Genomic DNA, 12520 nt, shown 5'->3' with positions numbered 1-12520 from the left:
GGCGCAGCAACGGTCTGACGATTTCCCCGGCCAGCACCGCCAGCAGCAGGTATATCGACAGGGCCAGCCACAGGAAGCCCGGCCAGGCGAGGACCTGCTGGAGCCAGAACGGGGCGCCCGAGCGCTCGGCGACCAGGGCCGTGATCGCCAGGATCCAGCCGCCGGCGATCAGGACCGCACCCGCGCGGCGCGTCAGGCCCGGGCCGCGGGTCGTGTCGCGGAACAGGCGGCGCCACACGTACCAGTTGGCCGTCACGATGACGGCCAGGACCAGACTTGCGACGAGTACGAAAACGATGACCACGGTGTCGTGTCTCCCGATCGCCCTATGACGTCCGGCGCAGTGCGCGCAGACCACGCAACCCGATGGCCCCGACGACCGTCCCCAATACGAAGGAAACGACGGCGAGCAGCAGGTGCACCCAGAAGTAGGCCGTGGGAAGACCGTCGTCGAAGGCGAGCCCGCTGCCGTCCGCAACCAGGTTCTTGACGAAAGTGATCCAGATGACCCAGCTCCACACCCCGAAGGCGAGCAGGAACCAGGAGACGGGGCGGCTGAGCTTCATGAGACCAGTATCGCCAGAGTCTGTCCGGTTCCGTTCGCGGGGTGGGGCCGGAGGCGGGACTTCCCTCCGTACTGCATGTACGTTTCCGACCGTGCCCGCTCCGAAGAAGACCGCCAGGCGATCCCTGCTGGTCACCTCCGCCGTTCTGTCGTCCCTCGCCCTGGCCGCGCCCGCCGCCGTCGCCGCCCCGAAGCCCTCGGGCAGCCCGTCGGCGAGCGCGAGCCCCTCGGCCACTCCCCCGGCGTCGATGTCGACCGTGGGCGGCGCCCGGCTCGGCAGGCCGGGGACGCAGGTGAACCTGGCGAGCGGCGTGCCGGTGCTGCCGAAGGACCTGAGCGCCCGCTCCTGGATCGTCGCGGACGCCGAGTCCGGTGACGTGCTGGCCGCGCACAACGCGCACTGGCGCCTCGCTCCGGCCAGCACGCTGAAGATGCTGTTCGCGGACACGCTGCTGCCGAAGTTCCCGAGGGACACCAAGCACAAGGTCGTGCCCTCCGACCTGGCCGGCATCGGCCCCGGCTCCAGCATGGTCGGGATAAAGGAGGACGAGACGTACACGGTCCACGACCTGTGGCTGGGCGTCTTCCTGCAGTCCGGCAACGACGCCGTGCACGTGCTGTCCGCGATGAACAAGGGCGTCGAGAACACCGTCAAGGAGATGAACGAGCACGCCGAGGAGCTCCAGGCCCTCGACACGCACGTGGTCAGCCCGGATGGTTACGACGCCGAGGGGCAGGTGTCGTCGGCCTACGACCTGACGCTGATCGCCCGCTCCGGGATGCAGAAGAAGGACTTCCGCGAGTACGCCTCGACGGTCACCGCGAAGTTCCCGGGCGAGACGAAGAAGGGCAAGAAGGGCAAGACGCTCCGTAAGCCCTTCGAGATCCGGAACACCAACCGGCTGCTGGCCGGTGACGTGGACGTGCCCGTCTACCAGGGCATCGCGGGCGTGAAGAACGGCAACACCACCAACGCGGGCGCCACCTTCACCGGCGTCGCCGAGCGCGGCGGCAAAGTGCTGCTGGTGACGGTAATGAACCCGGAGAAGTCCGAGCACAACGAGGTGTACAAGGAGACGGCCCGGCTGTTCGACTGGGGCTTCAAGGCGGCCGGGAAGGTACAGCCGGTGGGTGAGCTGGTGCCGCCCAGGGGTGCAGCGCAGGCCAGTGCCCAGCCCGGCGCGAACCCCTCCGGCGAGGCCGGCGGCTCCGGGGACGGCGCCGACGGCACGGCCGGGACCGGTTCGAAGCCGGTGGCCGGCGCCCCGGTCGCGGACGGCTCCAGCGGCATCGGGACCGCGCTCGGCATCACGGGCGGGGTGCTGGTGCTGCTCGCGGGCGGCGCGTTCCTGGTCAACCGCCGTTGGCCGCTGCCGGATCTGGTGCGCCGCCGGACTCGCCCGTGAGGTCCGGGACTTCGTCCTCCTTGCTCTGCGTCGCCGTCCAGGAGGCGCAGAACAGCACCAGCTTCGAGGTGAAGTTGATCCACAGCAGCAGCGCGACGGGCACCCCGAACGCGCCGTACATGCTCTTCGCCGCCACGCCCTGCAGATAGCCGCTGAGCAGCAGCTTCAGCAGTTCGAAGCCGATCGCGCCGGTCAGCGCCGCCACGAACAGGCGGTGGCGCGTCGGCTCGACGCCGGGCAGCAGGGTCAGGACGTAGAGCAGGAGCAGGAAGTTGGCGAGGACGGCGATCAGGAACGCGACGATGTGCAGCAGGACCCCGCCCCAGCCGCCCTCGTCGATGCCGAGTTCCCGGGTGATCCAGCCGATCATCGCGGAGGCGACGGCGGAGGCGGCGATGGTGACGAGCAGCGCGCCGCCGAGGCCGAGCAGGACCCCCGCGTCCTTGCCGTAGCGCACGGCGGGGTTCTCCTCGTCGTCGTCGAGGTCCCACACCGCCCGCAGGCATTCGCGCATCGAGCCGGCCCAGCTGACGCCCGTGAAGAACAGCAGCGCGCCCGCGATGAGGCCGATCGTGCCGGCGTTGTCCGTGAGGCCGGCGATGTCCAGCTGGTCGGAGATGCCGGGGACCTGCTCGGCGAGCTTGTCCTGGAGCTTCTCCTCCCGCTCCGTGCTGAGCGTGGCGGCGGCGATGGTGGCGGCCACCGTCAGCAGCGGGAACAGCGCGACGAAACTCCTGAAGGTCATCGCGGCGGCCAGCCGCGTCCACTTCACGCGGTCCAGCCGCTCGTACGACCGCCACGCGTGCGTGATCATCAGCCGTTCCGCCCACGGCCCGATCACCGGTAGCTTTTTCAGCCAGTCCATGATCCGACTCTGCCCTCCGCCCGGAACACCCATGTACGGGTACCCCAGAACCGCAGGACTGTGGCCAGTGCCATACCGATGACCGCGCCGGAGACGGTGTCCGCGCGCTGCGAGGTGAGCCCGAGGCCGTAGTGACTGACGGCCAGGCAGAGCAGTTGTACGGCGGCTCCGGCGAGGTTCACGGCGAAGAACACGGCGTACGGGCGCAGGCCTGTGGCGCGCGTGGTCCGATAGGGGCCGAGGGCGTTGCCCGCGTAGGCGACCGTGCAGGCGGCCAGGAAGGACAGGGACTTGGCGGGGAGCGGGTCGAGTCCGGCGGGGCCGCGCAGGTACGTGAACAGGGCGAGGTCGACGGCGTAGGCGAGGAGGCCGACGGTGGCGAAGCCGATCAGTTCCCGGCGGGCCGGGAGCGAGGGGCTCCGCCACACGCGCGTGGTCACCAGTTCGCCACGGCCAGGCCGTACATCGCCACCCATGCCACGCCGATGAGGGCGAGCGCGCGGTCGCGCAGGACGACGTCCTCGGGTTCGCCGGCCGTGCCGCGGTCGGCGAAGACGGCGTAGCGGAGGACCGCCAGGATGAAGGCGACCATGGACAGTTGGCGCCAGGGCAGCACGCTGGTGTGCGGGACGCCGCCCTCCTCCATGGCCCACAGGCAGTAGCCGAGGACGGCGACACCGGCCGCGAGCTGCCAGACGAAGCGGAGGTAGCCGGTGGTGTACTCGGTGAGCAACGCCCGGGTGGCGCCTGCCTTTCCGGCCATCTGGACGGCTTCCGAGTAGCGCTTGGCCGACACCATGAACAGCGCGCCGAAGCCGGTGGTGATCAGGAACCAGCGCGACAGCGGGATGCCGAGGGCGAGTCCGCCGATCATCGCCCGCATCAGGAAGCCGGTGGTGACGACGGCGAGGTCGACGACGAGGACGTGCTTGAGGCTGATGCAGTAGGCCAGTTGCATGGCGAGGTAGGCGGTCAGCAGCGCGGCGACGGCCGGGCCGCACAGCCAGGCCGCGGCGGCGGGCGCGAGGATGCCGAGGCAGCCGCCGACGGCGTAGGCGACGGGCACGGGGACCTGCCCGGCGGCGACCGGGCGGTGTCGCTTCACGGGGTGGGCGCGGTCGGCGTCGGCGTCGCGGGCGTCGTTGACGAGGTAGACGGCGGCGGCGCAGGCGGTGAAGAGGACGAAGACCAGGGCGAGTCGGCCCAGGGCGTGCCGGGAGAAGAGCTCGCCCGCGGCGGCCGGGGCGGCGACCACGAGGACGTTCTTGACCCACTGCTTGGGGCGCGCGGTCCTGAGGAGACCGGCCAGGAGACCGCCCTTGCGGGGTGGTGCGGGCCGCTCCTGGTGGGTGCGCTGCCGCAGGACGGCCGTCTCAGTCATGGTGGGCGCCTCCCCGCATCCAGCGGGCACCGAGCCGGGCCGTGAGGGCGCCCAGGGCCGCACCCGCCGCGACGTCCGTGGGGAAGTGGACGCCGGCCACCAGCCGCGAGACGCACACCAGGCCGGCGAGCGGCGGGACCGCGTGTGCTCCCAGGGCGCCGAAGGCGACGGCGGCGGCCGCCGCGGAGGTGGCGTGCGAACTGGGGAAGGAGTGCCGGCCGGCCGTGCGCACCAGGGGCTCGACGTGCGCCGGGCGCGGACGGCGCACCACCCGCTTCACCCCCATGCTGACGAGGTGCGCCCCGGCGGTGAGGGCCGTGCCCCGCAGCCAGGCACCGCGCCGCCTGCCGTCGACGGCGGCTCCGGCGAGTCCCGCCGCCAGCCACAGCGCCGCGTGCTCCCCCGCCCAGGACAGGGCGCGCGCGGCGCCGGCCACGCGCGGGTCGGTGCCGCACTCCCTGAGCGCCGAAACCATCCGGTGGTCCATGTCGTGCAGGTCGTCGAGGTCGTCCATGGGGACTCACTGTTCACGCCCACCAGGCCTGAACTCCGGCAATATTGAGCGACATCCCATTAATCACCCATTTCGGGGAGAGATGCCATGTTCTCGAACTAATCGCTCACACTTGGACGATACGGTCACGGACATGTCTGCCGAGACCGATTTCGACCCGGACGTCATGGGCCTGGACCACACCACCGTCACGGGCTGGGGTCGCACCGCCCCCACCGCCGCCTGGCTGATCCGCCCGCGCACGTACGAGGAGGCCGCGGCCGCCGTCCTGGACTGCGGGGCCCGCGGCGGGATCCCCCGGGGCCTGGGGCGGGCGTACGGGGACGCGGCGCAGAACGCGGGCGGGTCCGTGCTCGACATGACGGCGCTGGACCGGGTGCACGCGATCGACGCCGACGGCGGCACCGTGCTGTGCGACGCGGGCGTCTCCCTCCACCGGCTGATGGAGGTGCTGCTGCCGCTCGGCTGGTTCGTACCGGTCACCCCCGGCACCCGCTACGTCACGGTGGGCGGGGCGATCGGTGCCGACATCCACGGCAAGAACCACCACGTCTCGGGCTCCTTCGCGCGGCACGTGCTCGCCCTCGAACTGCTCACCGCGGACGGCGAGATCCGCACGGTCATCCCCGGCTCGCCGCTCTTCGACGCCACGGCCGGCGGCATGGGCCTGACCGGTGTGATCCTCACCGCGACGATCCGGCTCCAGCCGGTCGAGACCTCGCTGATGTCGGTCGACACCGAGCGGGCGACGGACCTCGACGACCTGATGGCCCGGCTCGCGGCCACCGACCACCGCTACCGCTACTCGGTCGCCTGGATCGACCTGCTGGCCCGGGGCGCCGCCACCGGCCGCGCGGTCCTCACCCGGGGCGACCACGCGCCGCTGGACGCGCTCCCCGCACGCCTGCGCCGCGACCCGCTCGTCTTTCGCACCCCCCGCCTCCCGGCCACCCCCGCGATCCTCCCCGACGGCCTGCTCAGCCGGACGACCGTGGGCCTGTTCAACGAGCTGTGGTACCGCAAGGCCCCCCACGCCCGCACCGGTCAACTCCAGCGCATCTCCGCCTTCTTCCACCCCCTGGACGGCGTGCCCGACTGGAACCGCGTCTACGGCCGCGGCGGCTTCGTGCAGTACCAGTTCGTCGTCGGCCACGGCCGCGAGGACGCCCTGCGCCGCATCGTGCGCCGCATCTCCGAACGCCGCTGCCCGTCCTTCCTGGCCGTCCTCAAGCGCTTCGGGGAGTCCGACCCGGGCTGGCTGTCCTTCCCCGTGCCGGGCTGGACGCTGGCCCTGGACATCCCGGCCGGCCTGCCCGGCCTCGGCGCGTTCCTCGACGAACTGGACGAGGAGGTCGCCGCCGCGGGCGGGCGCGTCTACCTCGCCAAGGACGCCCGGCTGCGCCCGGACCTGCTCGCGGCCATGTACCCCCGCCTCGACGACTTCCGCGAACTGCGCGCCCGGCTCGACCCGCGCGGGGTGTTCGTGTCCGACCTGGCCCGCCGCCTCAGTCTGTGAGCAACCTCTAGGAGCTGTCATGAAGGACGCCTTCGGTCTCCCCCAGTCCCTGCTCGTCCTCGGCGGTACGTCGGAGATCGCGCTGGCGACCGCCCGCCGGCTGATCGCCCGCCGCACCCGTACGGTCTGGCTGGCCGGCCGCCCCTCCCCCGCCCTGGAAGAGGCAGCGGGGCAGCTGCGCGGGCTCGGCGCCGACGTGCACACCGTCGCCTTCGACGCGCTCGACCCCGGCTCCCACGAGGCCGTGCTCGGCAAGGTCTTCGCCGAGGGCGACGTCGACATGGTGCTGCTCGCCTTCGGGCTGCTCGGCGACCAGGCCCGCGACGAGCGGGAGCCGGAGGCGGCGGTGCGGGTCGCGCAGACCAACTACACCGGCGCGGTCTCGGCAGGGCTGGTGTGCGCCCGCTCGCTCCAGTCCCAGGGGCACGGCTCGCTCGTCGTGATGTCCTCCGTCGCGGGCGAGCGGGCCCGCCGCGCGAACTTCATCTACGGCTCCAGCAAGGCCGGCCTCGACGCCTTCGCGCAGGGCCTGGGCGACGCGCTGCACGGCACGGGCGTGCACGTCATGGTCGTACGCCCCGGCTTCGTCCGGACGCGGATGACCGCCGGTCTGCCCGAGGCGCCGCTCGCCACCACGCCCGAGGCGGTCGCGTCGGCCGTGGAGCTGGGGCTGCGGCGCCGCTCGGAGACGGTGTGGGTGCCGGGGACGCTGCGCGTGGTGATGGCGGCGCTGCGGCACCTGCCGCGCGGGGTGTTCCGGCGGCTGCCGGTCTGACCCCGCGGGCGGGTCAGCGGATGGGGACGGAGCCGCGCTCCACCCGCCCGGCCTGCGGGGGGACCACCGAGCCGCCGAAGGGGAACTCGCGGAGCTTGCGCCAGACGCCGTCGGCGCCCTGTTCGTAGAGGGCGAAGCCGGTGCAGGGCCACTCGGCCTCGTAGCCGGCGAGTTCCTCGAAGGCGCGGTCCATGGCCGCGTCGTCGATGCCGTGCGCCACGGTGACGTGCGGGTGGTAGGGGAACTGCAGTTCGCGGTTGACCGGCCCGGCGGGGTCGCGGACCTGCTGCTGGAGCAGCGTGCAGGCCTCCGCGCCCGCGACGACCTGGACGAAGACCACCGGCGACAGGGGCCGGAAGGTGCCGGTGCCGGACAGCCGCATGGGGAAGGCGCGGCCGGCGGCGGCGACCTCGGCCAGATGCGCCTCGACGGCCGGCAGGGAGGCCTCGTCGATCTCTGTCGGCGGCAGCAGGGTGACGTGTGTGGGGATGCCGTGAGCGGCGGCGTCGCCGAAGCCCGCGCGCAGCTGCTGGAGCTCGCTGCCGTGAGGCTCCGGGACCGCGATCGAGACACCGATCGTTACGGTCCCCACGTCGTCTCCTGTCGTGTCAGTGTGGCCGCTGATACGACCACCCGGTTATCGACTGTACGGCCACGACCGGGTTACGGGCAGGCGCAACCGGAGTGATGTACAGCGCTGTTCGGTGGTACGGCTGTGCGCTGGGGCGGGTTCAGTGCTTGGCGGGCAGGAAGCCGACCTTGTCGTACGCCTGCGCGAGGGTCTCCGCGGCGACCGCGCGGGCCTTCTCGGCGCCCTTGGCCAGGATCGAGTCGAGCGTCTCGGGGTCGTCCAGGTACTGCTGGGTGCGCTCCCGGAACGGCGTCACGAAGTCGACCATGATCTCGGCGAGGTCCGTCTTGAGCGCGCCGTACATCTTGCCGGTGTACTTCTCCTCCAGCTCGCCGATGCTCTCGCCGGTGAGGGTCGAGTAGATCGTGAGGAGGTTGCTGACGCCCGGCTTGTCCCCGGCGTCGTAGCGGATCACCGTGTCGGTGTCGGTGACGGCGCTCTTGACCTTCTTGGCCGTGGCCTTGGGTTCGTCGAGGAGGTTGATGAGGCCCTTCGGCGTGGACGCCGACTTGCTCATCTTGATCGACGGGTCCTGGAGGTCGTAGATCTTCGCCGTCTCCTTGAGGATGTACGGCTTCGGGAGCGTGAAGGTCTCGCCGAAACGGCCGTTGAAGCGCGTGGCGAGGTCGCGGGTGAGCTCGATGTGCTGGCGCTGGTCCTCGCCGACCGGGACCTCGTGGGCCTGGTAGAGCAGGATGTCCGCGACCTGGAGGATCGGGTACGTGAACAGGCCGACCGAGGCGCGCTCGGCGCCCTGCTTGGCGGACTTGTCCTTGAACTGGGTCATCCGGCCGGCCTCGCCGAAGCCGGTGAGGCAGTTCATGATCCAGGCGAGCTGGGCGTGCTCGGGGACGTGGCTCTGCACGAAGAGCGTGCAGCGGTCCGGGTCGAGACCCGCCGCGAGGAGCTGGGCCGCGGCCAGGCGCGTGTTCGCCCGCAGGTCCTTCGGGTCCTGCGGGATGGTGATCGCGTGCAGGTCGACGACCATGTAGAACGCGTCGTGGGTCTCCTGGAGGGCCACCCACTGGCGGACGGCGCCGAGGTAGTTGCCGAGGTGGAACGAGCCGGCGGTGGGCTGGATCCCGGAGAGCACGCGAGGTCGGTCAGAGGCCATGCTCACCATTCTCTCAGGTCCCGGGGGCCGATCCGGAACGGGCCGGAAACAGACGGGATCCCGTTCGGCTCCGGCGGTGTAACAAGGGGTGAGGCGCGGGAGGGGGTGCCCCCGGCCGCGCTCGGGGCGCTGCGGACGGGGAGGGGGATCCCTTGCAGGCACGAGGCGGGGTGGGGCGGGGCGTGCTGGTGATGGCGGTGGCGGGCGCTGTCGCCGGGTGCGCGGCGGTGCCGGCCGCCGTGGCGCTCCCGGCGCGGGGGCGGGACGTGCCCGACGTGGCGATGGTCGTCGCGGGCGCGACGGGGCGGACTGCGGCGGTGCGCTCGGGGCAGCGCGACTTCGCCCGGCTGTGGCAGCTGCTGCAGCCCACGCACACGGAGACGGAGCGGGTGCCGGACGACTGGGCGGAGGGGGACTTCCCGCAGGTGCGGCTCACGGTGCTCTGGGGGCGGTCCGGGGTCGGCGGTTGGCCGAGCACGAACCGGCCGCCGGGCGGGGACGTGGCCGTCGAGCGGCAGGACCAGCTGCTGGTGGCCGAGGACGGCACGCCCTGGGTGCGCTCGGACCCCAGCCCCACCGTGGAGGACGACGACATCCGCTGGCACCGGGCGCCGCGGTCCGTCTTCGAGCGGTTCGACCTGGCCCGGCTGCTCGGTGAGGCGGAGGGCGGACCCCTCGCGAGCCCGGCCGCCGCCGCGGACCCGGACGGTCCGGCGCGGAGTGGCGTCCGGTGGGCGGTGACGGCAGGGGCGCTGGGCCTCGCGGCCGGTGCGGGCGGCACGCTGCTGATACGCCGCGCGGCGGCCCGGCGGGAAGCCGGGCCGCCGCGGGAGGAGCCGCGTCAGGTGCTGATCGACCTGGACGAGTGACGGGCCGGGGGGCGTCAGCCCAGGTCGATCTCCGGGTAGAGCGGGAAACCGGCCACGAGGTCGGTGGCGCGCTGAGAGATCTCGTCGGCCACCTTCGCGTCGAGGACGTGGGCCGCCTTGGAGGGGGCGCCCGACTTGGTCGTGCCCGGCTCCGTGGTGGCGAGGACGCGGTCGATGAGGCCGGCGACCTCGTCCATCTCGGCGGTGCCCAGGCCACGGGTGGTCAGGGCGGGGGTGCCGATACGGATGCCGGAGGTGTACCAGGCGCCGTTGGGGTCGGCGGGGATGGCGTTGCGGTTGGTGACGATGCCCGACTCCAGCAGGGCGGCCTCGGCCTGGCGGCCGGTGAGGCCGTAGGAGGAGGCGACGTCGATCAGGTTCAGGTGGTTGTCCGTGCCGCCGGTCACGAGGGTGGCGCCGCGGCGCATCAGGCCTTCGGCGAGGGCGCGGGAGTTGTCGACGATGCGCTGGGCGTAGTCCTGGAAGGACGGCTGCCGGGCCTCGGCCAGCGCGACCGCCTTGGCGGCCATCACGTGCGGGAGCGGGCCGCCGAGGACCATCGGGCAGCCGCGGTCGACCTGGTCCTTCAGCGAGTCGTCGCACAGGACCATGCCGCCGCGTGGGCCGCGCAGCGACTTGTGGGTGGTCGTCGTCACGATCTGGGCGTGCGGGACCGGGTCGAAGTCGCCGGTGAGGACCTTGCCCGCGACCAGGCCGGCGAAGTGCGCCATGTCGACCATGAGCGTCGCGCCGACCTCGTCGGCGATCTCCCGCATGATGCGGAAGTTCACCAGACGGGGGTAGGCGGAGTAGCCGGCGACGATGATCAGCGGCTTGAACTCGCGGGCGGAGGTGCGCAGCGCCTCGTAGTCGATGAGGCCCGTGGCCGGGTCGGTGCCGTAGGAGCGCTGGTCGAACATCTTGCCGGAGATGTTCGGGCGGAAGCCGTGGGTGAGGTGGCCGCCGGCGTCCAGGGACATGCCGAGCATGCGCTGGTTGCCGAAGGCCTGGCGCAGCTCGGCCCAGTCGGCGTCGGTCAGGTCGTTGATCTGGCGGGCGCCGGTCTTCTCCAGGAAGGGCACCTCGACCCGGGCGCCGAGGACGGCCCAGAAGGCGACCAGGTTGGCGTCGATGCCGGAGTGCGGCTGGACGTAGGCGTGGCGGGCTCCGAAGAGCTCCTTGGCGTGCTCGGCGGCGAGGGACTCGACGGTGTCGACGTTGCGGCAGCCGGCGTAGAAGCGGCGGCCGATGGTGCCCTCGGCGTACTTGTCGCTGAACCAGTTGCCCATCGCCAGCAGCGTGGCCGGGGAGGCGTAGTTCTCCGACGCGATCAGCTTGAGCATCTCGCGCTGGTCGGCGACCTCCTGGCCGATGGCGTCCGCCACGCGGGGCTCGACGGCGCGGATCACGTCGAGGGCGGCGCGGTAGGCGGTGGAAGCGGTGGAGAGGGGCTCGGCTGACATGGTGGACCTCCGGACGTTGCGTTCAGCGTTCACGGTACGGCCCAGGCGCACGGCTCTCTCTGCTCGGGCCGCTCCCCGATGGTTTGTCCATCCCAGCGCGCCAGTCACGGCCCTCGGTCAGCCTACCGGGTGCCCTTCGGTGCCGAGTGCGGGTGGTACGTGGCTTGACGCGCCCACGCGGCGGAGCCGCATATGGACACAGCCCCGCGCCCCTGGGTGTCCGAGCCCCGCCCCCTGCCTAAAGGATCACGTGGGGCAGGAACCTCGCGTATTCGTCCGTTATCAGGCCCGACGACTCTCTGATGCCCAGGCCCGCCGACTCGTTCTCCACCACCCAGGTGCCCAGGACCACGCGGTTGCCGTCGAAGTCGGGCAGGGGGGCCAGTTGCTGGTAGACGCAGGGTTCGTCGCGGAGGGTCGGCGTGGAGCCGGGTTCGTGGATCGTGACGCCCGCGCCCTCTCGGCCCAGGAGGGGCTTGGCCACCCAGCCCGGGGTGGACAGGCCGCGGGGGCCGTCCAGGTACGCGGGGAGGAGGTTCGGGTGGTCGGGGTAGAGCTCCCAGAGGATCGCCAGGAGTGCCTTGTTGCTGAGGAGCATCTTCCAGGCCGGCTCGATCCACAGGGTGGAGCCGGTGCCGCCGCCGTTGTCGAGGGTGTCCAGGACGTGCTCCGCGAAGCGGTCGGTGGTGAGCCATTCCCAGGGGTAGAGCTTGAAGACGCTGCGGATGAAGCGGAGGCGGTTGTCGACGAAGCGGCTGGAGAGGCGGTCCCAGCCGATCTCCTCCATGGCGATCCAGTCGGTGGCCAGGCCTGCCTGTTCGGCGGTCTCCTTGAGGTAGGCGACCGTCATCATGTCCTCGCCGAGTTCGTCGGCGGAGGAGTACGCGAAGTAGAGGGGGCTGCCCGGCGGGAGGAGGGCGGCCTGCTTCTTCCAGGCGTCGATGAGGCGCTCGTGCAGGGAGTTCCACTGGTCGGCGCCGGGGAAACGGTCCTCCATCCAGAACCACTGGGGGGACGCGGCCTCGACCAGTGAGGTGGGGGTGTCGGCGTTGTACTCCAGGAGCTTGGCCGGACCGGTGCCGTCGTAGCGGAGGTCGAAGCGGCCGTAGACGGAGGGGAGTTCGGCTCGGCGGTGCCAGGCCTCGGCGACCCTGCGGGCGACCCGGGGGTCGGTGATGCCCAGGTCGGCGAAGCGGTCCTCGGTGACGATGTGGCCGGCCGCCGCCAGGCACATGCGGTGGAGGTCCTCGACCACCTCCTCCAGGGCCTCGATCTCCTCCAGGGAGAAGACGTAGTACGCGCTCTCGTCCCAGTAGGGGCGCAGGGAGTCGTCGGGGTAGCGGGTCAGGGGGTAGATCAGGCCCTGTTCCTCGACGGTCTGCTGCCAGCCGGGGCGGGGCTCCATGGTGCGGCGTTCCATC

13 protein-coding genes and 1 riboswitch are annotated in these 12520 nt (G+C 72.0%); of the genes, 4 read left to right on the top strand and 9 right to left on the bottom strand.

The genetic code is table 11. The features are described from left to right. Positions 1-326 precede the first annotated feature (326 nt). A complete protein-coding gene (locus tag A4E84_RS25085; protein WP_062928704.1) occupies positions 327-566 on the bottom strand; it encodes an SCO4848 family membrane protein in 240 nt (79 codons plus the stop codon). A 91-nt stretch (positions 567-657) separates the two neighbouring features. Here A4E84_RS25085 and A4E84_RS25080 point away from each other — a divergent pair, with 91 nt between their 5' ends. Beyond that, entirely contained in the window at positions 658-1971 is a 1314-nt protein-coding gene (locus A4E84_RS25080; protein WP_062928703.1) for a D-alanyl-D-alanine carboxypeptidase family protein, read from the top strand. Here A4E84_RS25080 and A4E84_RS25075 read toward each other — a convergent pair. Genes A4E84_RS25075 through A4E84_RS25060 form a run of 4 tightly spaced genes read right to left on the bottom strand, consistent with a single transcriptional unit; the run spans position 1919 to position 4731 of the window. Beyond that, the gene (locus A4E84_RS25075; RefSeq protein ID WP_062928702.1) at positions 1919-2836 is read right to left on the bottom strand and encodes a YihY/virulence factor BrkB family protein; all 918 of its coding nucleotides are present in this window, start codon (positions 2834-2836) and stop codon (positions 1919-1921) included. The two genes, A4E84_RS25080 and A4E84_RS25075, sit on opposite strands and share 53 nt — an antisense overlap. Further along, positions 2824-3276, bottom strand: coding sequence for a GtrA family protein (locus tag A4E84_RS25070; protein WP_062928701.1), 453 nt, complete (start codon positions 3274-3276; stop codon positions 2824-2826). Before A4E84_RS25070 ends, A4E84_RS25075 begins: the two co-directional genes overlap by 13 nt. Beyond that, positions 3273-4217 carry a decaprenyl-phosphate phosphoribosyltransferase gene (locus tag A4E84_RS25065; RefSeq protein ID WP_062928700.1) on the bottom strand — a complete coding sequence of 315 codons (945 nt, stop codon included), beginning with the start codon at positions 4215-4217 and terminating at the stop codon, positions 3273-3275. The genes A4E84_RS25070 and A4E84_RS25065 overlap by 4 nt, the downstream gene beginning before the upstream one ends. Continuing rightward, positions 4210-4731 (bottom strand): phosphatase PAP2 family protein, encoded by a 522-nt coding sequence (locus tag A4E84_RS25060; protein WP_062928699.1) that lies wholly within the window; start codon positions 4729-4731, stop codon positions 4210-4212. Before A4E84_RS25060 ends, A4E84_RS25065 begins: the two co-directional genes overlap by 8 nt. 133 nt (positions 4732-4864) lie before the next feature. Here A4E84_RS25060 and A4E84_RS25055 point away from each other — a divergent pair, with 133 nt between their 5' ends. Next, positions 4865-6247 (top strand): FAD-binding oxidoreductase, encoded by a 1383-nt coding sequence (locus tag A4E84_RS25055; protein WP_062931604.1) that lies wholly within the window; start codon positions 4865-4867, stop codon positions 6245-6247. A gap of 19 nt (positions 6248-6266) precedes the next feature. Beyond that, complete coding sequence (locus tag A4E84_RS25050) at positions 6267-7022, top strand: decaprenylphospho-beta-D-erythro-pentofuranosid-2-ulose 2-reductase (protein ID WP_033311457.1); 756 nt, start codon at positions 6267-6269, stop codon at positions 7020-7022. A 13-nt stretch (positions 7023-7035) separates the two neighbouring features. Here A4E84_RS25050 and A4E84_RS25045 read toward each other — a convergent pair whose 3' ends face one another. Further along, a complete protein-coding gene (locus A4E84_RS25045) occupies positions 7036-7614 on the bottom strand; it encodes a 2'-5' RNA ligase family protein (protein ID WP_033311458.1) in 579 nt (192 codons plus the stop codon). 139 nt (positions 7615-7753) lie between these two features. After that, positions 7754-8767, bottom strand: a complete 1014-nt coding sequence (gene trpS / locus A4E84_RS25040) for a tryptophan--tRNA ligase (protein ID WP_062931603.1) — start codon at positions 8765-8767, stop codon at positions 7754-7756. 191 nt (positions 8768-8958) lie between these two features. Here trpS and A4E84_RS25035 point away from each other — a divergent pair, with 191 nt between their 5' ends. Continuing rightward, complete coding sequence (locus A4E84_RS25035; RefSeq protein ID WP_062931602.1) at positions 8959-9636, top strand: hypothetical protein; 678 nt, start codon at positions 8959-8961, stop codon at positions 9634-9636. 14 nt (positions 9637-9650) lie between these two features. Here the strand turns inward: A4E84_RS25035 and A4E84_RS25030 are convergent, their stop codons facing one another. After that, positions 9651-11150, bottom strand: a complete 1500-nt coding sequence (locus A4E84_RS25030; RefSeq protein WP_079129103.1) for a glycine hydroxymethyltransferase — start codon at positions 11148-11150, stop codon at positions 9651-9653. Then, positions 11132-11217, bottom strand: a riboswitch (ZMP/ZTP riboswitch). (Overlaps the previous gene by 19 nt.) 120 nt (positions 11218-11337) lie before the next feature. Beyond that, positions 11338-12519, bottom strand: a complete 1182-nt coding sequence (locus A4E84_RS25025) for a glutathionylspermidine synthase family protein (RefSeq protein ID WP_062928697.1) — start codon at positions 12517-12519, stop codon at positions 11338-11340. Position 12520 lies beyond the last annotated feature (1 nt).

Source organism: Streptomyces qaidamensis (assembly GCF_001611795.1).
GTDB classification, from domain to species: domain Bacteria; phylum Actinomycetota; class Actinomycetes; order Streptomycetales; family Streptomycetaceae; genus Streptomyces; species Streptomyces qaidamensis.
This window is presented reverse-complemented; position numbering and strand designations above follow the sequence as displayed.